The sequence below is a fragment of the Cystobacter fuscus DSM 2262 genome (assembly GCF_000335475.2).
GTDB classification, from domain to species: Bacteria; Myxococcota; Myxococcia; order Myxococcales; family Myxococcaceae; genus Cystobacter; species Cystobacter fuscus.
The window spans coordinates 54,880-76,833 of the sequence record NZ_ANAH02000005.1; the positions used below are offsets into that span (position 1 = coordinate 54,880).

Genomic DNA, 21,954 nt, shown 5'->3' on the forward strand with positions numbered 1-21,954 from the left:
GGCTCAGTCCCAACGGGAGACCCGGGCCCGGAGGGAGTCGTTGGCGTGGAGGGTTCGCGTGCTCACGGCGGTATTGCGCCAGGCGAACTTCCCCGAGGCGTGGACGCCGATAACCAGCCCCGTGCTCAAGTCGAACAGGGGTGAGCCCGAGTTGCCCGACAGGGTCGTGCAGTCGTGGAACAACCGCTCGCCCTCGGCTCCCACCAGTTCCCCCGGCGAGGCCCGCATCACGCCGTAGACATTCTCGAAGAGCGCGTCCATCCAAGGCGGGTTGCCATCGCTGAAGAGCGGATAGCCCACCCCGAGCACCCGCCGGGCGCGCGAGTCCGCGGGTCGTCGCGCCAGCCGCAAGCCCCCGTCCAGCGGCCCCTCGGCTTCCATCTCCAACAGGGCCACGTCCTCCGAGGGGTGACGCGCGAGAACGCCCCTGATCGACACGGTGCGCTCCGCGTTCCGCTCATCCGCGTCGAAGCGGGCGACGAAGTGCCCTCGCGCCAGGTCCTCGCGCTCCTGCTCCAGCTTGTCCGCCACGTGGGCGCTGGTCACCAACACCCGGGGGGCCACCTGGAACGCCGTCGCCAGGGGAATGCCCCAGCGCCAGCCGAGCGAGGCGATCCCCGGCAGTTGCGCCACGAGCACGGCCCGGACCGCCTCGTCCATCTCCAGCGAGGAATGGAGCGGCAAGCGCCCCCGCTCGATGCGCAGGGCCGGCCGCGCCATGCGGATGGCCACCTCCAGTACCTCGGACTCGACGGGCAACAGCCGGCTGCCGACGCGAAGCTTGTCGAGCGCCCTCCGGGCCACCACCCGGTCCACACTCAACGCGACCGCGGCCTCGAAGCCAACGAGCGCCCGAGGCCCCGGCCAGAGCTCCTCGATGGCCCTGCCTCCCAGGGCGCGCTCCAACCGGTGCCGGAGCGAAGTCATCTCATCCATGCGCGCGCTGTTTCCTCTCAAGGCAGTGGACGGGGGTCCAACCAGAACCGGATGTGCTTCACCGCGTACCGGTCCCGACCGCCACTCTGCATCAACTGTTCCAGGGAGACCGGCGGTGCTCGGGTGAGCCGGGAGTGGGAAGTGCCGAGCAGGCGCAGATCCACGGGAAACTCCGAGGCGATGACCACGAGGGACTCGGGGCGCGCGTCCTGACGGGGCGTGGACTCGGGCCATTCGAGCTCCAGGCCCACGAGCGTCCCATCCGGCCCGGCGCCCAGGGTCTCCACCCGGCCGCTCCCCAGCACCATCCCCGAGGGCTGCGAGGCATTCAGCAAGGAGATGGCCCCCCCGACGCCCACGTCGAGGACCGAGACGTGGAGGCGGGCGTGGCCACGAGCGCGGAGGCGGACATAGACGCGCTCTCCCGCGTGCAGGCTGGCCCCCGTCGTGGGAAGCGGGAAGGCACGGCGAGCGGACACCCGACCCCACTCGAGTTCGAGCCACTGCGTGAAGCGCTCCGAATCGCCGCCATCGCCGAGCTCGCGCAGCGCCTGGGCCCGGGCCAGGACCTCCAGGACGTGGAGCACCCCCGGGACGCTGGAGGGGGTGAGCGGCAGGGGATGGACGATTCCGTCCAGCCCCGAGTCAAGAACGTCCACGCCTCGCTCGCCGAGCCGGACGTGGGCGAGCACGGGCGCTCGCTCCTCCATGGACGCCTGACGGACGAAGAACGAGGTCCGAAGTGCTTCCCGCAGGCGGGAAAGAAGTGGCGCATGGGCGTCCCATGAGCCCTCCAACACCACGGCGCGCCGGGGTTGCTGGGAGCGGCGCGGGAAGGCGGGAGCCCCCGTGGGGACGAGAGCCGAGTCCCTGCGCTCCAGCGCCACCCGGCTGGAACCGCCCCGCACCTCGAGGACCCGAGCGAACGCCAGGGCACGGGCCTCGTCCGGACCGTTGGCGCCCAGCGGCATGACGGCGTATTCATCGCCCTCCCGCACCCCGTGCAGACGCCCTCCCCGCAGCCAGTGGTGGCCGCGCTCGGGGTAGTAGGCGAGGGAGGACTCGTGCTCGAGCTCCTCGAGCTGGAACAACAATCGCCGCTCGGGGCCCTCGAGCTCGGGCCGTTGCTGGGGACAACGGGCGAGGACCCGCTCCCGGATGCGCCGGCCGAGCTGACCCCAGGACACCCGGAGCCCGCGCGCCTCGTCGAGCACCTCGAGGAAGGCATCGGTCAGCAACCCGGTGCGCACGCCTCGCGCGTTGGTGTACTCGTAGGCCTGTTCGTCGAGCGCCGCGGCCACCAGCCGCACCGCATGCGGGTTGCTCTCGATGTGGCGGCCCCCCAGCGCCTGACCCTGGGCCTGGAGCCGCTTCAGGTGCGCGCACACGACGGGCAGCGGCACCACGGGGAGCGCCCTCGGCACCAGGTCCACGCCCCGGAACATGCGCGACGCGAAGCAACAGTCGAGCACGACGGTCACGTTGCGTGTCCTCGACGTCAGCTCCTCCAATAGCGCCGACAGCTCGAGGGCGGTGATGCCACGGAAGTCCTCTTCCGTGGAGAGCGCGAAGTCCGCCGGCACGATGAACTGGACGCCGGAGCCCGGCTCGGGAGCCCAGGCCCCGTGCCCCGCGTAATAGACGAAGGCCGCCTCGTCCGGAGCACACCGGGCGATGAGGTGGCGGTAGAGCTGGAGGATGCGCTCGCGCGTCGCCTCTTCTCCCATGCACATGGTGACGTCGAAGCCGAGCGCACCGAGCGCCTCCGCGACCCGCCGCGCGTCTCCCAACACGCCGGTCAGTCCATAGGTCTGGCATCCGAGGATGAGGGCCTGTCCACGCATCGCCGGGCCTGCCAGCAAACCCCATGCCTCGAGTGTGGGCAGGAGCGTCCACCGAGGGATGAAAGCATCCATGCCTCTCGTGCGAACACACGCCGCCGTGGTCGTTTTCGTCCATCGCGTGGAAACCAGGAGGAGCCCCTCGCCGGGTGGGTCCATGGGCCATGGGAGGGCCGGCCCAGGGAAGCAGGGACGACGGGTTCGCGGGGGAGCCCGCGCGAGCGGCACGGCGGTTGCTCATGCCTCCCCACGCCATCACTGGCACGTCGTCATCCACCCAGGCATCTCATCGAGGCTTCTCATATGACTCTCAATCCAACCCTGTCCGCCGTCTCCTCGCGCTCGACGCGGGGGAATCCTTTCAACGTGGCGTTCGCCGATCTCTACCTTCAATTGCTGAGTCCTCGTGGCCCTGGCGGCAATCGCATCCAGAAGCTGGGCATCGCCGCGGCCACTCCGGACGCCGCCCCTGGCGGAGACGGCGCGCTGGAGCAATGCCTGTCCCAGCTCCTCGGGCGGGAGGTGCGGCTGAGCGAGCCTCAACGCCACGCATTCAAGCGCCTCGCGGAGCTGCCGGAGCTCGCCACGCTGTCGCCCTGGAGCAACCAGGTGCGACACGAAGAAGTGAAGGAGATGGTCTCCGCCTCGAGCCTGTATGACATCTACCTGGCGCTTCTCAAACCAGACGGCGGCCTCATGAAGCGGTTCAAGGCGGTCCAGGCCGCCGCCGCCCTCTACGAGCCGGGCACGCCCGGCAGCGGCGACACGCTGGAGCAGGAGCTGTCCCGGCTCGTCGGGCGGCCCGTGCGGCTGAGCGAGCCGCAGCTGCGCTGCTTCAAGGAGCTGCTCGTGGATGAGCCCGCCTTCGCCCATATCGCGCCCTGGGAGGATCTCACCGCGAGCTGGTGAGACCGCGCCGCCATGAACGCCACGATTGACTCCACCTACCAGGGGGTAGTGGCCCAGCTCCCCCTGGAGCTTCGCGATCCGGCGCGGGGGCTGCTGTTCGAGCTGGGACTCGCCCACACGCCCGACATGGGCTGGGCGGACGTCTTCCAGCTCCCGCCCAGCAGGGATCTGCCCCTCTTCGCCCTGTCCTCCGAGCACGCTCCCTCCGAGCCCGCGCTCGAGGCGTTTCGGAGGGCCCACCACGGCGCGTGTTTCTACAACGTGCTGGTGGATCGCCTGGCGGACCACCAGGCCGCCGCCACGCCCGAGCGGGAGCACCTGGCGGCCCATTTCCTGGCGTACTGGCGGCGGAGCCTCGCCGAAGCCGAGGGCGGCACGGGCCCCCGGGTGGAGTCCATCGAGCGGAGCATCAGGGCCTGGCGCCTGGGCGTCGGGCTCGAGCAGGCGGCGCTGGCCCGCCGGACGCTCCGCCTCGCGCGCTATGGCCGCTCCATCCTGCTCAAGCTCGGGTGGGCGGGACTGGCCAGCGAGTGTCTGTTGCACCAGCGGGGGGAGTCGCACCGGAGTCCACACTTCCGGCGCGCCTTCTTCCTGCTCGCGGTGGGCATGCAGTGCGTGGACGACGCGGCGGACAGCGCCGAGGACGAAGCCGTCCATGGCGTGAGCCTTCCCACCGCGCTGGGTTTTCCACCCCCCGCGCTCTTCAGCGCTGGAGCCCTGTTGACGAGAGCCGCCGGAGCCGCGGCGGCGCACGGGGGATTCGGGCACTTCGCCCACTGGCTGTCCCACCGCGCGCGGGAGTTGGAAGGGATTCGCGCGCGGCGCATCCGCCCCGAGGACAACCTCGCGGGAATGGTCATCGCATCCTCATTGGAGGCCGTATGTCTCTCCGTGGCCGGGCCTACCCACGACAACACCGTGGGTACCAGCTCCTCCGTCAGCTCGATGTAGTCCCCTCACGCGAGGAATTGTCCTATCTGGACTTCTCGATCGTCTCGCCGCTGCCCGGGGCGGACGGCCGTCCGCTGCCCGTTCCCGCGAGCTGGGTGCCCTTTCCCTCCGTGGGCGAGGAGCGACTGTATGTGTCTCCCTCCGTCGACGAGGGGGCGCTGCCCGCGCGCTTCATCCAACCCCTGCTCTGCCGCGGGCGGGGTCATCCCGCGTCCGGGGTGGGCTACATCGGCGTGGACAGCCGGGTCTGGATGGACGAGCGCTACACGGGCGAGTCGACTCCCGTCCCGGGCTCTCCCGCCCCGGAGCTGGAGCAACCCGAGTTCGGTGTGCCCCGCCCCCGGCTCTCCGTCGAGGCCCTGCTGCATTCCCTCGGGTTTGCCTCACCGCACCTCCCCGCCCGGCACTGGGATGGCCATGCGGGTGCCCCGGTGCGGGTGGCCGTCATCGACACGGATTGCGGCGGATGGGACGTGCTGCGCGGCCTGGATGAAACCTCCCTCCTTCACGCCACCTCGGAACGGGGGTCGTGGTTTCCCCGGAGTCCTCAGCCACCGGAGCCCTCGCGGAGCGTGGCGGGCCATGGCGTGGTGATGGCCGCGGCGGTCGAGGCGGTGGCGCCCGGCGTACGCCTGGGCTTGTTCGAGATTCCCCTCGCCCATGACTCGTTCCTCCATGTCACCGACCTGGCGGCGGCACTGGCCCGGGCGGTGGGGGAATGGGGAGCGGATGTCGTCCTGGTGGCCATGGCCCATGGCGGTTGGGGTGTTCCCGCCCACCTGCGCGCCATCCTTCGTGGGTGCGCCCGGAGTGGCCGGGGCGGACGGGGCGCGCTCATCGTGTGTTGCACGGGGCGCATCGATCAGAACCGCGATGTTCACGGAGACAGCGCGGTGCTCGCGAGCGACGACTTCAACGCGCAGCCCTGGGTCATTCCCGTGGCGGCCTGCGGCCTCGGGGGTGGCTGGTACCGGCTTCATGGCACGCCCCTCGGGCGCCTGGGGCCCTCCGTCGAGCTGTGCGCGCCCGGGGAGCTCGTCACGTTTCCGGCCATCGGGGCGGCGGACGACTCGAGCCTCGCCGCGGCACTGGTGGCTGGCACCGCCGCTCGCATGGTCGCCACCCATCCAGGGCTGCGTCTCACCGAGTTCCGCCAGCTCCTGCGAGCGACCGCCGTGAAAACCCCTCCAGAGGAGAACCCCTCGGCCACGGGCCTGGAGGCCCATCACTTCAATGACTGGGACCAGGGCGGGCACAACTTCAAGCTGGGCCATGGACGGCTCGATGCCCTGGGGGCCTGTCTGGCCGCCGCGGATCCCGTCTGCTTCGCCTTGCTGGCCACGCGCACGCCTGCGTCCGTTCCAGGCTCCCCCGCCGAAGTGGAAAGGAATCAGGAGGCCGCCCGGAGCTGGGAGGCCTCCTCGTGGAGCGGTGCGCCCCATGAACCCCTGCTCCGACGCTACCTGTCCCTGCGGGGTTGTTTCGTCCCCCTCGTCCTGCGTGACAGCCCGCTGCGGGACGCGCTCTTCTGGCTCGCGCGCCACCTGTGTGCCCTGCGGCGGCACGGCGGCCTCGCGACGTGGCCCGTGGACGGAATCGACCATGGTGCCCTGAAGGACCGGTGCCTCCACGTGTTGGAGGTGCTGGGTGAGGCACTCGAACAATCCCCTCCGGAAGTCCCCACCAGCGAGGCGTCGCGCTGGCTCTACACCCTGATGCGTCGGTTGGAGGCCACACCGTCCCAGACCATCGCGCGGTTCCTCGCCAAAGCCCTCGCCTTTCCATCGGGGGCGTCCGGCTAGACTCCACCCGTCTCTACCCAGGAGCGAGAATGAGTCCAGCACCGAGTTCGCGAGGACGACACCAGGGCGGCCCGTGGCTGCTCATACCGGGAGTCCTCGCGCTCGTGCTCACGGGGCTCGCGGCTCACGGGGCCTGGAGCACCCGGGGAAGGCCCTTCCCTTCCCTGATGGTGGACGCCTATCACTTCTATTCCCTGGTGCTGCTGCCCTCGTGGGATCCACGGACATCGATCGGAGGCCACCCGTGGCCGTCCACCGAGCCCCTCCCGCTGGCGCGCCACCGGTTGGTGGCCGTGAATGAAAAATCCCTCTCCACACACGGGCCACTGAGCTCCCCCCTGGAACTCTATGCCCTCGCGGGGGAAACCTGCTCCGACGCCAGGGTTTCGCTGCGCTTCGAGGACCCCTGGGGCAACTCCCTCCCCGTGGACGTGGACGGCGGCTGCCTGGACTTCGACGAAATCCTGCTCTTCTTCGTCACCTACGTGCTGGCGGCCTGGATGGTGCTCTGGTCCGGCGGGTTGGTCCTGACGCTGGGCAGCCGCCCCGCCGCCCGCCGGGCCTTCGTGGGGTGGTCGGCCGTGACCTTCCTCTTCCTGCTGTCCTTCTACGACTACCACACGACCGCGTGGCTCGCGCCGCTCTTCTCCGTCTCGAAGGTGGGCCTCATGCTCAGCGCGCTCTGGCTCGCCTACGCCTTTCCCTCGCCTCCCGCGCGCGGGACGGTGGGCCTGCGCCGCCTGCTCTCCGCGCTGACAGTGCTGGGGGCCGCGACGGCGTTGGGCCTCGTGGCCGCGCGCTTCACGGGAACGGACATCGAGCCCGTGCGCAATACCACCGATCTGTTGCTGGCCCCCTGCATCGCCGCGCTGGCCCTCGCCGTCCTCCTCCGGCTGCGCCGCGGCACGGGATTGGAGCGCGCGGAGTTGATCACCGCCTCCGGAGGACTCGTCGCCACCCCCCTGCTGATCGCGCTCATGCAGGTGTTCTCCCTGTGGACCGGCAGGGAGATCCGGCACCTGGCACTGCCCTTCATCATCCTCGTCCTCCCGCTGTCCATCGGCTACGCGCTGATCCGCCACAACATCCTGGAGGCCCGGGTCGTGCTCACCCCGAGGATGCTGCGGGTTCCGCTCGTCCTCGGCGCCCTGCTCTTGTCCGTGCTCGGAACGTACCTGATCCATCTGGCGACCCGGAGCGGACCCACACAGCTCCTGCTGCTGCTGCTCATCGGCGGAGCGCTCTTCACCGCGTTGATGGTGCTCGCCCACCAGTTGCAGGTGCGCCTGTTCTTTCCCGCCACCCTGGCGTTCCGCGGCACCATCGAGAGACTCAGTGATCGGCTGGCGGCCCTGCGTGATGCGCCCACCATCCGGCGGACCCTGGAGGAGACGGTGATGCAGGCCGTGCCCACCCTCTCGGCCAGGATCCTCGAGCCCTCGGCCCCACGTGAACTCCCCCACCTGCCCCCGGAGGCCCTGGAGGAACTCGCGCGGGGCGCCCATGTCTGGACGGCGCAGAGCCCCCGCGAGCGGCACCTGCTGATCCCCATGCGCTCGCTGGGAGAACTGCGGGCCGTGCTGTTCATCGCCCCCAAGCGCAAGGGCGCCCTCTATACCCAGGAGGATCTCCAACTGCTGGAGACCCTCGCCAGCCTGGGCGCCCTGGCGCTCCACAACGCCGAGGCCGTCCAGGAGCTGGAGTCCCTCCGGCGCCTCGAGGTGGGGGCGGCGCACCTGGAGAAGCAACTGACCCTCAGCGCGCTCAGCGAGGAGGTCTGCCACGAGATGGTCTACCCGCTGAGCTTCCTGCAGGATCTGCTCCGGCGGGGCGCCGACGGCCAACCGCTCGGGGAGGAGGATCTCTCCTTCGCCAGGGAAGAGGTCGAGCGCATGAGGCGGATGCTGGACTCCCTGCGGCGGCTCCAGCTTCCCCGGCCCGAAGTCGGTCCGATCCCCCTGCTCGGCCATGCCCAGCGGGCGCTGCAGCTCATCCGGGAGTCCATCCAGCGCAAGCGGCTGTCCGTCCTGGTGGAGATCGACCCCGCGCTGACCGTTCGCGCGGAAGGAGACTCCCTGGTCCAACTGCTCAGCAACCTCCTGCGCAACGCGGCCCAGGCGGCGCCCGAGGAGGGCACCATGGGCATCCGTGCGCGATGGGGCGCGGAAGGACAGCTCATCGAGGTCTGGGACACGGGGCCCGGCATCCCGGAGGAGGTCGCCCAGGTGCTCTTCACCCATCGCCGCGTCAGCACGAAACAGGACGGCCATGGCATCGGTCTGACCGTGGTCCAACGCATCGCGCATAACTTCCGCTGGCAGGTCTTCTACCTACGAGAGTCCGATCGCACCCTCTTTCGTCTGACCCTTCCGCCTTCGCCTTGACCATCCCCATGAACGAACAACAGCCACTGCGGGTCTTGCTCGTCGATGACGAGCGCATCGCGCTCAAGAGTTTCGCCAACCTCCTGGAATCCCTCGGGAACGCCGTCCCCTACCGGGCCAGCTCGCTGGAGGAGGCCCGGCAGATCCTGGAGGAAGTCCTCATCGACATCGCGTTCATCGACCTGCAGCTCTCGCAGGACATCCGCAACCGGGATGGCCTCACGCTCATCCAGGAGCTTCGCGAGCGCTACCAGACGGTGCCCATCGTGGTGAGCGGGCACAGCCAGGTCCATGAGGTCCGCGAGGCCATGAAGTTGGGGGCCGAGGACTACGTGCTCAAGACGGAGCTCGAGCAACGGGTCTCGATCATCCTCAATGCCCTGCGCCGCAAGCTCGAACTCAAGGAGGAGTTGCTGGACCTCCGGGCGAGGGGCCCCGCCGACACGACCTTGGGCCTGGTGGGCACCTCGGTGTCCATCCAGAACCTGCGCGCGCTGATCCAGCGGGTGGCCACGGCCAACAGCCAGGAGCTGTTTCCGGTGCTCATCCATGGACCCACGGGCTCGGGAAAGGAGCTGGTGGCCCAGGCCATCCACAAGCTCGGCCCCCACCCCTCGGATCCCTTCTTCGACGTGAACTGTGGCGCGCTCGCCGAGACGCTGATCGAGGATCAACTCTTCGGCCACGTGCGCGGTGCCTTCACGGACGCCCATACGGACAAGGAGGGGTACTTCACGCTGGTGCGGCGGGGCACGCTCTTCCTGGACGAGGTGGCGGAGTTGAGCCTGTCGCTCCAGGCGAAGCTGCTGCGCGTGCTGGAGACCCGGCGCTTCCGGCCCGTGGGCCCCACGGCGCGCGAGCAGCTCTTCCAGGGGAGGATCGTCGCCGCGACGCATGTCGACCTCAAGGAGCGGGTCCGGGAGAAGCGCTTCCGGGAGGATCTCTTCCACCGGCTCAACGTGCTGCGCATCCTCGTGCCGCCGCTGTCGGATCATCGCGAGGACATCCCGGCGCTCGTCCAGCACTTCGCCGCCCGGCAGCACCGGCCCATGCAGTTCACCCAGCGGGCCATCGAGCAGCTCAGCCGGCGGCCCTGGCCGGGCAACGTGCGTGAGCTGCGCAACGCCATCACCCGGCTGGCCATCCTCGCGGAATCCGAGAGCATCGACGTGGACACCCTCGAACTCTACCTGCCGCTGGAGTCCGAGTTCTCGCTGGGAGGCGCGCTCTCCGATGAACTGGGGCAGATGGTGCGCAAGCTCCTGGCACTTCCGGTGAAGGACAGGCTCGACGCCATCACCAAGGCCATCGTCCTCGCGGCCGTGGAGCAGGCCCGGGGCAACAACACGGAGGCCGGCAAGGTGCTCGGCCGCAGCCGCAAGTTCGTGGAGCGCTACCTCAAGAAGCTCGCCAAGGGAGGCAAGGACTCGCCCTCGGAGGAAGAGGACGAGGAGGATTCGTAGCACCTCGGGCGCACCTGCTTCGCGAAGGCCGTGGACGATTTCGTCCATCACCCTCCACCTCCTGGTCGGAATCGTCCAGGGTGGGAGTGATTTCCAAGCAGGTGTTCCGCTGAAAGGGCCTTGGCGGGGGTGTTGGCGCGCGAATTGCTAACCATCCCACACGGCTCCCTCGGGAGCTGGACGTACGCCACACCACGCAAGGCCACATCACGAGCGGACGGGCCAGGCATTTTGTTTCCTACGGGCAGGAGGGTGTTGCTCAAGGGGGGGCACCCTCCTGCCCGGTGGGAATCCACGTCAGCGCCTGTGCGGCAAGGTTCCCGGGCACCTGGGGATTCGTCCACGCGCGGAGCGGAAACGCTCTTCAAACATCACGGCAGGAGTCTTCATGTATCGCATCACGCTTCTTTCGCTCGCGGTCTTCGTCACCGCGTGTGAAGGCGAGCCCAGGAAGCGCCCTCCCGCATCCCTGGCGGTCCACACCTCCGCGAAGCATGCGCCCATGCGAGCATCCGCGCTCGTCGCCGAAGAGCAGTGGATTTCCACCCGGAAGAACACTCCGGCGACGGTCACCCTCTCCGCGAGTGGCACGGAGGGAGGCCCCCTCGACTACGCCATCGTCACGGGACCAGCCTCCGGCGGACTGGAGCAGAACGGCGCATCGGTGATCTACCTCCCCCATCCCGGTTTCGCGGGCAGCGATTCCTTTACCTACCGGGCGAGTGATGGCGTCTCCCAGGATTCTGTCGCGACGGTTCACCTCCAGGTCATCAACGTCCCCCCCGTTGCCCACTATCATCTGGCCTGGGTTGAGAAGAACGGATCCAAAGCCATCACGCTGTCGGCCACGGATGCGGATGGAGAGGAGCTGACCTACGCGCTCGTCAAGAGCCCTGGCCATGGGACCCTGCGACAGACCGGAGCCAGGGTGCTCTACACTCCCGAGACCGGCTTCACGGGAGCGGACTCCTTCACCTTCCGGGCCCTCGACTCCACGACCCATGGGAACACCGCGACGGTCTCCCTCGTGGTCGTCAACGACGGAGCGTGCATGGAGTACGCGGGCCGATGGGTCTCCACGGGAAGCCTGAGTGGACCCCGAATCGGACATACCGCCACCCTCCTCGAGGATGGCCAGGTGCTCGTGTCCGGGGGATTCAACAAATCCACTGAATTGTATGATCCGCTGCTGGGGACCTGGTCTCCTGGAGCGAAGGCCCGGGCCGATCAACGCCACCACACCACCACGCGGCTTCCCGACGGACAGGTGCTCATGGCTGGCGGCGATGGAAGCCAACCGGGAAGCTTCACACAGTTGTACGACCCCACCACCCGGTGGTGGATGCCTGGCGCGCCCATGAATTCAGCGCGGCAGGATCACTCCGCCACGCTGCTTCCCGATGGCCGGGTGCTCGTCACGGGCGGCGGTGACACCGACTCTGGCGCCGTTCGCGACTCGGCCGAGCTGTATGAATCCACCACCCATCAGTGGTCACCCACCCACCCCATGACCACGGCGCGGCAGACCCATACGTCCACCCTGCTGCACGACGGCCGGGTGCTCGTCACGGGTGGCCGCGATGCCAGCGGCAAGCGGCTCGCCTCCGCCGAGTTGTATGAGCCCACGCTCGGAACCTGGACGAGGACCAGGGACATGGCGGTCGCACGCGGCGATCACACCGCGACGGTGCTGCCGGACGGCCGGGTGCTCATCACGGGTGGGGCCGAGTCCCATGAAAACAGCCAGACGTCCGAGTTGTATGATCCCTCGCTCGGAACCTGGACGGCCACGGGGGACATGTTGAGGGCGCGTCGCCATCACACCGCGTTGCTGCTGCCTGGCGGTCAGGTGTTCGTCGTGGGGGGGTACAACGACAGGGAGGGAATCCTGTCCCTCGCGGAGCTGTTCGATGCCCACTCGGGAGTCTGGAAGTCCGCCGGTTGCTCGAGCGTGAGCCGGTGGGGGACCACCGCCACGCTGCTGTCTGGACCCGAGCGGGTGCTGATCGCCGGCGGAGTCAGCAACGAGGACCAGTCCTCGGTCGACCTGTACTTTCCGGCCAATCGCTGACGCCCAGGAGAAGCGAGGCGGGAGGGCACACACGAAACGTGCGAGCCCTCCCGTCGGCCTCTTCGACAGGGTCGACAAATCCCTAGAACTCGGGCCCGGGTCCCAGCTTGAGCAGGAAGGTGTCCGTTCCCACGGGGGTGAGCGGCCCCTTTCCAAAGTCTTCCGTGTGCGAGAACTGGCCGAAGAGCAAGGTGTTGCCGTTGCCCTCTCCCGAGGGTGCCGCGCTCACCACCTGCTCTTTGAAGAGCTCTCCCGGCCCGCCGGAGCGGATGAAGAAGCGATTCCACAGCAGCTTGCCCTCGAGGTTGAAGCGGCGGGCGAAGAGGTGGGGATTCTGGATGGGATCCGTCGAGCCTGGCGCGGGCGTTGGGAAGTCGCGGGAGAGCCCCGCCACGACCACGCGGCCCGCGGGCTCGACGGCGACCACCGGCTGCTCGGTGCGGCCCAGGCTCTTCGCCCAGCGAGGAGCGCCCGTCGATTCCGCCACGAACAGGAAGGAACGCGCCTCGCCCAGCGAGTCGTTGCCCCAACTGAACTCTCCGCCCCGAAGCACCCCCGCCCCCACCACGGTGCCCTTGGCGCTCAAGCCAATGCTCGTCACCTCGCCATGGCTCTGGGGGAAGGCCTTGAGCCAGCTCCACCGCCCGTCGGGGTACAGGGTGGCGAGGAAGGGAGACCCCACCGACGAGCTGAAGGTGCCGATGGGAGTCTGAAGCACACCGAAGAAGGAACCGCCCAGGGCCACCCCGCCGCCGGGCTGCGCCGCCAGGCTCACTGCATCCGCCCGATAGCCATTACATTGCGGCTCCCCTACCCGCGTCCGCCAGAGGACCTCGCCAGAAGGAGCGAGCCGGTAGATCGCCCCTTCCATCAGGGAGCACTGACGCTCGGGCGAATAGGGGTAGGTGGCCCGGACACTCACGAAAACGCCATCCTCCCGGCTGGCCACGAGTGCCAGGGCCGCCTCGGGGATGGACGAGAAGGAGCTGGACCACTGGAGCTCTCCACTCGGGGTCATCCTGGACACGTGCAGACCCGACAGCGGGCCCGACCCGAGGTTCACGCTGCCTTCGTGGACCTCGGTGAGGAGATAGAGATCTCCCGTCGGCCCCACGCTCAAGAAGAGCCTGCCCCAGACGTCTTCGGGCGGAGTCCCCACCGAGGCGACCAGGGGAAACTCCCGGGTCCACTGCACCTGTCCCGCGACCGAGAAGCGGCTGATGACGAAGCGCGCGTCGCTGCCCGACGCGGTGTGCGGCCCCCCCGTCGAGCCCCGCGCCGAGGCGGTATAGAGGGCCTGCCCATCGCTCGAGGCCGCCACGCTCGACGCGAAGGCCTCTCCCGGCTGGGCCTCGTGGCGCAGCCAGATCGTCTCGCCCACCGCGGCTGGGTTGGGTGTGGACCCGCCGCCATCGGGACGAGGGGGAGTACCGGCATCACCGCGAGGGGGCGTACCGCCGTGACCGGGAGACGTGCCTCCATCGTTGCCAGGGGAACCCGCGTCGCCGTTGCCAGGTGAGCCAGGAAAGCCCGCGTCCGGAGTTCCCTCTCGAGCGTTTTCACAGGAAGCGGTGGCCTCGCAATCTCCGGGTTGCGGAGAGGGCTCACTGTCTCCACATGCCACGGCGCCCAGACACAGCCCCAGCCACACCACCCGCCATCGCCATCCGCTCAAGGTGTCTTCCTCCCCCACCACGCACGCCACGCGCGAAACGGTGCTCACGGTGAGTGGAGGAGCCAAGGCACACGGGAGTCCACTCAATGCCTGACTGTCGGCGAGTACCCAGGGAAGAGGTTCAGTGACAGAAACTTCGGCCCGGAAAACGGGTGGGAGGACGTCACATGATGAACGATGTCCTCATGCGCTCCGCTTGCTCCCTTGCCGTGGAGTGCGCAGGAATCGATGACCCAATGGGAGGCAGATCTCGTGCAAAACCTTGAAGAGTAGGAGAAGTCCCGCCTGAGCGAGGCGCGAGATAGGAAGAGCACTCTCTTGGGGACTCCCGGGTTCAATCCGGTCACCGAAGAGGATGGAAACCCTGGCAGCCAAGGCCAGCGCAAGGAGAGGGAGAACTACCCCAGTACTCCGTGCTTGAGCCGGTTACGTGGCTCTCCCGCACTTTGAGTGCTCGTCACTCGGGCGGCGAGCAGCATGCGGCGGAGCAGCAAACTTCCCGACTCACGAAACACATGAAGTGCGGGAGAGCAACTAAAACGGGGCAGGCTCACCTCTCCGACAGCATGGTGAGGTGCCGCAGCAACGAGCGCGACTCCACGCCTCGCCCTACAAGATGACCCATTACAGCGTGTCGCGGTTGAAGATGGCCAGGGAGTGCCATATCAGCCCGTCTCGGCCGTAGAAGAACAGGATGAGGCAGTAAGGACTGTCTGACGACTCATCCGGATGGGGCGTCCACGCTAGCCGGAGACCATCCAGAACCCTTGGACCCACATCCGGAGAGTAGTTTTGGCACTCCGCTGCGAGCGCGTCTGTCGGGTCGAGTCGCCGGAGATCCCGCCATTCACCGGCTGGACTGGAGAGAAGTGTCCTTAGAACTTCCTGATGGCGCTTCATGCCAACGATGTCGCCAGAAACGAGTTCCAGCAACACCTCCAAACTCATGGGCTCCACATCATCTCCCGAAAAGGGACTTGAGCGCATTGAACTCGTCCTCGGTGACCAGCCGTAGAATAGCACTGCGGAATTGACGACATGGAGGATGGGCTGCGCGCCGTGAAGTCGACGGTGGTGAGCTGCTCGTCGTCCTGCCGGTGCAGAGTGTGCTCAGTAGGCGGCGCAGTCGCGACGACTCCTGCGAAGTGGGATCGGACTCGTGCGAGTAGCATGCGCTCGCCTTCGGCACCGGGGTGCATCGAGCTGCTCCAGCTGACCCTTGCGGTTGGGTTACGGACCCTACGACACGAGGCGCCTTTTGCCCGCGCTGTCCAGTCTGTCCGGATTTGTCAGGACCGCCCGATAGAGTGGGCGTCCTCCATCGGAGGCGCTGATGACGTCCACGCTGCTGGTGCTACTGCTCCTCTCTCAGGCGGAAGGGCCCGATAACCCGCCCGATGGGGCAATGGAGCCACTGCTCCCACCATCCTCGGCTAGACGCCTGCACCACCTGGCACGCCTGGAGGCCACCGGGTTTGCGCTGCTGCCGGGTGGCGGGACGGGCGGCGTGGAGCGCTACGTCCAACTGACCCCCATGTTGGTGCTGGACGGCGGCGAGGAGTTCGGCGTCAACCTGGGCGCTCCGGTGCGGCTGCGGCTGGGTGGCGGAGTTCCGGGCGCCGGGTGGGTGCGCCGCGAGGACTGGGGCCAGGGCGGCACGTTGCTGTTCCCGGCACCGGACGGGACGCTGCGCCCGGGCGCCTTCGCATCCCTGGGCCTGGGGGTGGACCATGCCCGCTGAGCTGGCGCGGAAGTGGGTGGCCCTGGTGCTTGGAGCCGTCGTGCTGTCCACCGGCTGCATCACGGTGACTCCATCCTCGGGACGCGGTGCGCTCCTGGACCGCAACCCGCGTGCCGCGCCCGGGCTGGTGGTCGAGATACGTGGTGACGCCCAGCACATGGCCACGGGCTCGAATGCACCAGCGAGGCTGCTCCGCCGACGGGGTGAGCGCGTGCAGGGCACGGAGGTGGCCATGGTGAGCCCGGCCGAGATGGCCGTGCACGCGGTGGCCAGTGGCGCCGTGCAGGTTGACGCCTTCGAGTACCTCCTGGCACTCGCGGGTCTGGACAACGTCAACGACGAGCCCCCGCGAGGCGCTCCCCTCACGCCCCAGGAGGCGGCCCGGGTTCTGACGGTGCTGATGAACAAGCCCGTGACGCTGGGTTCGTTCCCGCCACGAATGGCCGTCTGCCACCTGCTGCGGGAGGTGCTGGAGGGAGGGGATGTCTCCCGCGAGGAGTTGCTGCGCCGCGTGGAGCGTTTCAAGAGCGTGGCCGTGCTGCGGCCGGATGGCTACCTGGCCTGGACGCTCAACGGACGCACGCAGCAAAAGGTGGGCCCGGTGGAGTGGAAGGAGGAAGCCTTTCGCGCTGGATCCTTCGAGCTGGGCCGCTTCTACACCGTCAGCGGGTGGGTCTTCCGGCAGGCGGATGCGCAACTGCGCCCCCTCATGGAAGGGCCCCCACTGGCCGAGGTGTACGACGACGCCGACTACATTGGCCGCTCGCTGGATGGCGCGGAGGAAGCTTTCGTCGAGATGTACCACGCCATGGGCCAGCTGCTCACGCGCCCGCTGGACAGCATCGCGGCGCTGCGACACCTGCCCGCGGGAGTCGCGGCCCTCATCGCCTCCTCGCCTGAGTACCTCGAGCGTTTCCGGTACATGACTCGGGGCGAGCAGGTGAAGGCCACCTCCAAGCTATTGACCTACCTCCTCGTCACATTTGGCACGGCTGGGGGCACGACGAGCACGCTGACGCGGGCAGTGGGCGGGCTGGAGGCGACCGTGCCGGTGCTGTCCCTCTCGGCCGAGGGCCTGCTGGTGGTAGAACGCGTGGTGGTGCCGGTGGGAAGGGCGGCCACAGTGCTGAGCGGCGGGCCCGGTTCGGCCATCATCCTCTATCAAGTAGGCTCAGGCGGAGGCGGCGAAGGAGGCGGCGAAGAGAGAACTGGAGGTACGAACTGGAAGCCAGGTCCAAACGATCTCGACTGGCGCGGAGTGGGTAAGGGGGTGCCTGAGGCACTCGATGAAGCCTTCAAGCGAACAGGAGTTTCGCGCGAGGAGTTTGCCGTGACCAAGTGGGGCAGAGACAAACTTGGCAAAAGCGCCCCCGTAGAATGGCGCGCTCCCAATGGCGCCGAAGTCAACATCGACATGGGTCATATAAAAAATGGGCCATCTGTACCTCACGTAGGCTTTCAAACCCCTGGCAAGAGAGGGAGCGGAGGCGCTATCCGCGGGCATATTCTTCTAGACGACGTTCCTTACAATCGCTAGCGACCATGGGACACATAGCCGACGAACTCAGAAGTACCATTGCACGGCTCGGCATTCACGCCGAAGAACCAAGCCCTACCCAGCTTCGTTCCATCCGTGACAGGGTTGGAGACCGATTTATAGACCCGACCGGCAAGGGGCCGCTCTGGGAGCGAATCCGGGAAGACGTGTCGATCAGGAACCCGGATGCATGGCAGTGGACTTCATCAGTGCCGCTCTCAGGCCGTGCCATCCTCTTTTTTGAAGAACATGAGGAGCCCGCCGGTTTCGCATTCAATTCAGGAACTGATGTGGTGAGTGCACTCGCGGAGTCAACTGGCTTCGAATTCTATCTGACAGATGATGCAATCAGCTTCCTGATCACGTTCAACCACCACGATTACTTGTCTGCTGCGGGAGATGCGGCGGGCTGGCTGAATGACCTCCTGCGGCGGGGAGCGCCGATCTCAAGCTCTTGACGAAACATTGTGGTGAACTCGAGGTCAAGGATGAAATGATCTTGTTCCAATGCGAATGGGTTGAAGAGCAGATGACCTCCACACGCTCGGGCTTTGACCTGGGGCACATGACGTTCGTGAGCGAAAAAGGCATCTTTAGCTCGCGGGGCAGGACACCGGATCAAGCCATGATGCTCGCCATCGCCATCGTGGAGCTTCTCGATGGACTGCGTCGGTTCCTGCTGGAGAGGCGAAGCGAATACACCTTCGTTGGAGCCGACTCGTCGTTCTCCGTGCGCTTCCGGAAGGCGAAGGGGGAACGTATCGCCATCCAATGCGGAGCGAGCCCTCTCGGCGAAGTGGATGCCACGACCCTGTGCCAGGCTGTTCTCTCCGGCGCTGAAACGTTCTTTCAGCAGCCGGAGAACAAGCTCCCTCAAAGTGATCCAGCTCTGGAAGATCTCACCTCTGCCCTAGAGGCGTTCGCTCGCGCCTTTCGATGAGGGCGATTCGCGAGAGCCGTATCTCAACTCTATTCCGCGAACGGCCTGCGTGAACGAGGACCAGGAGAGGTGTGGTTCTGCTCCCCTACGGGAACGTCACGCTACTGAAGGTGACGGTGCGCTGGCGCTCGGCATCCCACAGGATGAGGGTGTACGACCCCAGGGATGCCCTCTCTATGGCCAGCACCTCCACCACGACACGCCCTCGGTTGCTCGCTTCGCCCGGCGCAGCGGGGAGAATAGGGCTCGGCTGCCAGAGCAGCACCGGCTTGAACACTTCGCCCTTCAGCCCCCGGAGCACCGCGCCGGCAGCCGTCCACGGCGCCGAGCCAGGATTCTCGAGGTACACCTCCACGGCCACACGCTCCCGAGCCCGATAGCTGTAGACGCGTCCTTGATGTGTTCTCGTCCGTTCGGACCCCGAACGACGAATCTGTCGTTCTCCGACTGAATGAAGACATCGACAGGGCGTGCGGTCCTCGCGTCATTGAACGCCATCCCGACAGGGCGGCCCTCCATCTGTCGCTGCCGGGCATGCTCGGACTTCGGTGGCCCATTCACTGTCATGGCTAAGGCATTCGCGGGCAAGACGACACTGAAGGTGCCCTCGGCCACCACGACCTTCACCTTGTCCGCCTCCTGCACGGCCGTGAGCACGTCTCGGATGCCAGCATGGGTCTTGAGCGAACCAGCAGCTTTCGCGAAGCCCGGCAGCTTCGGGGCCCCGGACACGAGCGCCGCCGTCTCCCCCACTGCCGCCGTGCCCAATAGGAGCAGGATGCGCACTCGCGCCCTTCGAGGCCCACTCGATCATCTTGGCGTCCAGGCGGGGACGCGCGCGCGGGCCGGGGCCGAGGTGTTTCATGCGCGAGCCGAGCCTCCGGGCGGCGCAATCGAGCGCGGCCCTCAGGCAGTGCGGCTCCTCCACCGAGACCACGCGCCGACTGGTGCCCTCCTAGAATTCGGGCCCGGGTCCCAGCTTGAGCAGGAAGGTGTCCGTTCCCGTGGGCGTGAGGGGTCCCTTCCCGAGGTCTTCCGTGTGAGAGAAGTGACCGAAGAGCAAGGTGTTGCCATTGCCCTCACCCGAGTGCGCCGCGCTCACCACCTCCTCGCTGAATAGATTGGGCGGTCCACCGGATCGAACGAAGAAGCGGTTCCACAGCAGCTTGCCCTCGAGGTTGAAGCGGCGGGCGAAGAGCTGGGGATTCTGGACGGGATCCGTTGAGCCCGGCGCGGGCGTCGGGAAGTCGCGGGAGAGCCCCGCCACGACCACGCGCCCCGCGGGCTCCACGGCGACCACCGGCCGCTCGGTGCGGCCCAGGCTCTTCGCCCAGCGCGGAGCGCCCGTCGATTCCGCCACGAACAGGAAGGAAGGCACCGTGCCGAGGGAGTCGTTGCCCCAGGTGAACGAGCCTCCGAAAAGCACCCCCGCCCCCACCACGGTCCCCTTGGCACTCGAGCCGATGCTCGTCACCTGGCCATGGCTCTGGGAAAAGGCCTTGAGCCAGTTCCACCGCCCGTCGGGGTACAGGGTTCCGAAGAAGGGAGAGGTCACCGACGTGCTGAAGCTGCCAATGGGCGTCTGAAGCACGCCGGAGAAGGAACCGCCCAGGGCCACCGCCCCGCCGGGCTGCGCCGCCAGGCTCACGACATCCGCCCCATAACCGTCACATTGCGGCTCTCCCACCCGCGTCCGCCAGACGACCGCGCCAGAAGAAGCGATCCGGTAGATCGCTCCTTCCGTCAGGGAGCACTGCCGCTCGGGCGCATACGGATAGGTGGCTCGGACACTCACGAAGACGCCATCCTCCCGGCTGGCCACCACCGCTAGGACCCGCTCGGTGATGGACGAGAATGAGCCGGACCACTGGAGCTCTCCACTCGAGGACATCCTGGACACGTACAGACCCGACAACGGGCCCGAGCCCAGGTCCACCGAGCCTTGATGGACCTCGGTGAGAAGATAGAGGTCTCCCGTCGGCCCCACGCTCATGAAGAGCCTGCCCCAGACGTCGTCGGGAGGAGTTCCCGCGGAGGCGACCAGGGGATACTCCCGCGTCCATTGCACCTGTCCCGAGGCCGAGAAGCGTTTGAGCACGAAGCGAGCGCCACTGCCCGCCGCGAGGTGCGGCCCGCCCATCGAGCCATTCATCGAGGCGGTATAGATGGCCTGCCCATCGCTCGAGGCCGCCACGCTCGCCGCGAAGTCCTCTCCCGGCAGGGCCTCGTGGCGCAGCCAGATCGTCTCGCCCACCGCGACTGGGTTGGGCGCGGAACCGCTGCCATCAGGGCGAGAGGGAGTTCCGGCATCACCGCTGGGAGACGTGCCGCCACCGTTGCCGGGGGGCGTGCCACCACCGTTGCCAGGGGAGCCCGCGTCGCCGTTGCCGAGTGTGACAGGCGGGCCAGCGTCTGGAGTTCCCTCTCGGGCGTTTTCACAGGAGGCGGTGGCCTCGCAATCTCCGGCTTGTGGAGAGGAAGCGCTGTCTCCACATGCCACGGCGCCCAGACACAGACCCAGCCACACCACCCGCCATCCCCATCCGTTCAAGGTGTCTTCCTCCCCCAACACGCACGCCACGCGCGAGAGGGTGCTCACGGTGTGTGGAGGTGCCAAGGTACGCGGAAGTCCGCTCAACACCCGACTGTCGGAGAGTGCCCAGGAAAGACGTTCAGCTCTGGAAACTCCACCCCAGGAAACGGGAGGGAATGTGTCACACGATGAACGCTGTCCTCATGCGCTCCGCGATTACAGCGTGTCACGATTGAAGAGAGCCACGGAGTGCCACATCAGGCCGTCTCGACCATAGAAAAACAGGACAAGACAGAAGGGACTGCCTGGCGGCTCATCTGGATGGGGCGTCCAAGCCAATCGAAGGCCATCCAGGACCTTGGGGCCCAGGTCCGCAGAGTAGCCTCGGCACTCAGCAGCGAGGTCTTGTATCGGATTACACTCCCGGAGCGTCCGCCACGCACCAGATGGATTGGAAAGGAGTGTTCGCAGAGCGTCTCTGTGATCCTTCGTGCCAACGATGTCGCCAGAGATGAGTTCCAACAGTACCTCCAAGATCATGGGCTCCACATCATCTCCCGACGAGGGACTTGAACGCATGGAACTCGTCCTCGGTGATCAGCCTCAGAATACCACTCTGGACTCGATGCCTGTGCGCGGCTGCGCTGCGTCCAGCCACAGTGGTGACCAGCGTACCGTCTTGCTCGAAGATGTGCTCTCGACCATTGGACCCCCGAACCACGAATTGAGCCTGCCCCTGGTGTGGAGACAGGCGCACAGCTGCCTCTGTCTGGCCTACTCGAACTATCACTCTACTGCTGCTGTTCTGGAAGGCGTTCCTCGGGCGCGGCGCGGAGCCTATCAACCCCCCTCGAACATCACCCCCGTGATGCCCGCGCGCCCCAGCGCCTCTTTGATAGCACCCGCGATGAGGAGGGGACCTGGCCATCCCCGAGCGCGGAACACCTGCGCACCACCGAAAGCAGGGCGTACATGGAGTGCTTGAGAAGAGTGCTTGAGAATCGCATAGGTAAGCTCAGAAATCTGAAGCTCGACATCGTTGCGGATCATTTCAGCCAAGCGGTAGACTGCGAATGCTTCGAGGCTGGCCACAAAGTGAAGAGCAAAATCCTCCAAGCTGCGATTATGCAGATCGTTGCGAAGTGACCGCCACGTTCGCCACCCGACTCCA

Annotated in this window: 16 protein-coding genes and 1 pseudogene; 10 read left to right on the forward strand and 7 right to left on the reverse strand. The window is 67.3% G+C overall.

The features are described 5' to 3' along the window. Window positions 1-3: 3 nt before the first annotated feature. Both D187_RS49605 and D187_RS58685 read right to left on the reverse strand, forming a co-directional pair. A complete protein-coding gene (locus tag D187_RS49605; RefSeq protein ID WP_002628204.1) occupies window positions 4-936 on the reverse strand; it encodes a trypsin-like serine peptidase in 933 nt (310 codons plus the stop codon). 17 nt (window positions 937-953) lie between these two features. Beyond that, window positions 954-2,852 (reverse strand): caspase family protein, encoded by a 1,899-nt coding sequence (locus D187_RS58685; protein ID WP_162159630.1) that lies wholly within the window; start codon window positions 2,850-2,852, stop codon window positions 954-956. A gap of 228 nt (window positions 2,853-3,080) precedes the next feature. Between D187_RS58685 and D187_RS07835 the strand changes: the two genes are divergently transcribed. The 6 genes from D187_RS07835 (at window position 3,081) to D187_RS49615 (ending at window position 12,357) form a co-directional block, all read left to right on the forward strand. Then, the gene (locus tag D187_RS07835; protein WP_002628206.1) at window positions 3,081-3,686 is read left to right on the forward strand and encodes a hypothetical protein; all 606 of its coding nucleotides are present in this window, start codon (window positions 3,081-3,083) and stop codon (window positions 3,684-3,686) included. A 12-nt stretch (window positions 3,687-3,698) separates the two neighbouring features. Then, on the forward strand, window positions 3,699-4,637 hold the full coding sequence (locus D187_RS07840; RefSeq protein ID WP_002628207.1) for a hypothetical protein: 939 nt from the start codon (window positions 3,699-3,701) through the stop codon (window positions 4,635-4,637). A 17-nt stretch (window positions 4,638-4,654) separates the two neighbouring features. Further along, window positions 4,655-6,439 carry a S8/S53 family peptidase gene (locus D187_RS07845; RefSeq protein WP_002628208.1) on the forward strand — a complete coding sequence of 595 codons (1,785 nt, stop codon included), beginning with the start codon at window positions 4,655-4,657 and terminating at the stop codon, window positions 6,437-6,439. 29 nt (window positions 6,440-6,468) lie between these two features. Beyond that, complete coding sequence (locus tag D187_RS58690; RefSeq protein ID WP_081713612.1) at window positions 6,469-8,823, forward strand: sensor histidine kinase; 2,355 nt, start codon at window positions 6,469-6,471, stop codon at window positions 8,821-8,823. 8 nt (window positions 8,824-8,831) lie between these two features. Beyond that, window positions 8,832-10,286 (forward strand): sigma-54-dependent transcriptional regulator, encoded by a 1,455-nt coding sequence (locus D187_RS07855; protein WP_002628211.1) that lies wholly within the window; start codon window positions 8,832-8,834, stop codon window positions 10,284-10,286. Between the two features lie 388 nt (window positions 10,287-10,674). Next, window positions 10,675-12,357 carry a Kelch repeat-containing protein gene (locus D187_RS49615; RefSeq protein WP_002628212.1) on the forward strand — a complete coding sequence of 561 codons (1,683 nt, stop codon included), beginning with the start codon at window positions 10,675-10,677 and terminating at the stop codon, window positions 12,355-12,357. An 82-nt stretch (window positions 12,358-12,439) separates the two neighbouring features. Here D187_RS49615 and D187_RS07865 read toward each other — a convergent pair whose 3' ends face one another. Next, entirely contained in the window at window positions 12,440-13,738 is a 1,299-nt protein-coding gene (locus D187_RS07865; protein ID WP_043428892.1) for a hypothetical protein, read from the reverse strand. Window positions 13,739-15,365: 1,627 nt separating this feature from the next. On the opposite strand from D187_RS07865, the gene D187_RS59080 reads away from it, so the two are divergent. From D187_RS59080 to D187_RS07885, 4 genes are all read left to right on the forward strand, one after another. After that, window positions 15,366-15,773, forward strand: a complete 408-nt coding sequence (locus tag D187_RS59080; protein WP_002628214.1) for a hypothetical protein — start codon at window positions 15,366-15,368, stop codon at window positions 15,771-15,773. Continuing rightward, window positions 15,763-17,310 (forward strand): polymorphic toxin type 47 domain-containing protein, encoded by a 1,548-nt coding sequence (locus D187_RS56965; RefSeq protein ID WP_211241476.1) that lies wholly within the window; start codon window positions 15,763-15,765, stop codon window positions 17,308-17,310. The genes D187_RS59080 and D187_RS56965 overlap by 11 nt, the downstream gene beginning before the upstream one ends. Before the next feature lie 167 nt (window positions 17,311-17,477). Next, complete coding sequence (locus D187_RS54855) at window positions 17,478-17,768, forward strand: hypothetical protein (protein WP_155893237.1); 291 nt, start codon at window positions 17,478-17,480, stop codon at window positions 17,766-17,768. 35 nt (window positions 17,769-17,803) lie between these two features. Beyond that, window positions 17,804-18,250 (forward strand): hypothetical protein, encoded by a 447-nt coding sequence (locus D187_RS07885; RefSeq protein ID WP_043428895.1) that lies wholly within the window; start codon window positions 17,804-17,806, stop codon window positions 18,248-18,250. Window positions 18,251-18,335: 85 nt separating this feature from the next. Here the strand turns inward: D187_RS07885 and D187_RS07890 are convergent, their stop codons facing one another. The 4 genes and pseudogenes from D187_RS07890 to D187_RS07900 form a co-directional block, all read right to left on the reverse strand. Then, a complete protein-coding gene (locus D187_RS07890; protein WP_076606117.1) occupies window positions 18,336-18,611 on the reverse strand; it encodes a DUF2381 family protein in 276 nt (91 codons plus the stop codon). 202 nt (window positions 18,612-18,813) lie between these two features. Further along, window positions 18,814-19,036 (reverse strand): annotated as a pseudogene (locus D187_RS59500) (AHH domain-containing protein); the annotation flags it as partial. Between the two features lie 169 nt (window positions 19,037-19,205). Beyond that, entirely contained in the window at window positions 19,206-20,504 is a 1,299-nt protein-coding gene (locus D187_RS07895; RefSeq protein WP_043428896.1) for a hypothetical protein, read from the reverse strand. 1,119 nt (window positions 20,505-21,623) lie between these two features. After that, window positions 21,624-21,899, reverse strand: a complete 276-nt coding sequence (locus tag D187_RS07900) for a hypothetical protein (protein WP_155893239.1) — start codon at window positions 21,897-21,899, stop codon at window positions 21,624-21,626. Between the last annotated feature and the right edge of the window lie 55 nt (window positions 21,900-21,954).

Bases quoted from the DNA above. Each gene is read 5' to 3' on its own strand.
- D187_RS07885 (WP_043428895.1), top strand. From the start codon at position 17,804: ATGATCTTGTTCCAATGCGAATGGGTTGAAGAGCAGATGACCTCCACA.
- D187_RS49615 (WP_002628212.1), top strand. From the start codon at position 10,675: ATGTATCGCATCACGCTTCTTTCGCTCGCGGTCTTCGTCACCGCGTGT.
- D187_RS07835 (WP_002628206.1), top strand. From the start codon at position 3,081: ATGACTCTCAATCCAACCCTGTCCGCCGTCTCCTCGCGCTCGACGCGG.
- D187_RS58685 (WP_162159630.1), bottom strand. From the start codon at position 2,852: ATGGATGCTTTCATCCCTCGGTGGACGCTCCTGCCCACACTCGAGGCA.
- D187_RS07855 (WP_002628211.1), top strand. From the start codon at position 8,832: ATGAACGAACAACAGCCACTGCGGGTCTTGCTCGTCGATGACGAGCGC.
- D187_RS59080 (WP_002628214.1), top strand. From the start codon at position 15,366: ATGACGTCCACGCTGCTGGTGCTACTGCTCCTCTCTCAGGCGGAAGGG.
- D187_RS56965 (WP_211241476.1), top strand. From the start codon at position 15,763: ATGCCCGCTGAGCTGGCGCGGAAGTGGGTGGCCCTGGTGCTTGGAGCC.
- D187_RS49605 (WP_002628204.1), bottom strand. From the start codon at position 936: ATGGATGAGATGACTTCGCTCCGGCACCGGTTGGAGCGCGCCCTGGGA.
- D187_RS58690 (WP_081713612.1), top strand. From the start codon at position 6,469: ATGAGTCCAGCACCGAGTTCGCGAGGACGACACCAGGGCGGCCCGTGG.
- D187_RS07840 (WP_002628207.1), top strand. From the start codon at position 3,699: ATGAACGCCACGATTGACTCCACCTACCAGGGGGTAGTGGCCCAGCTC.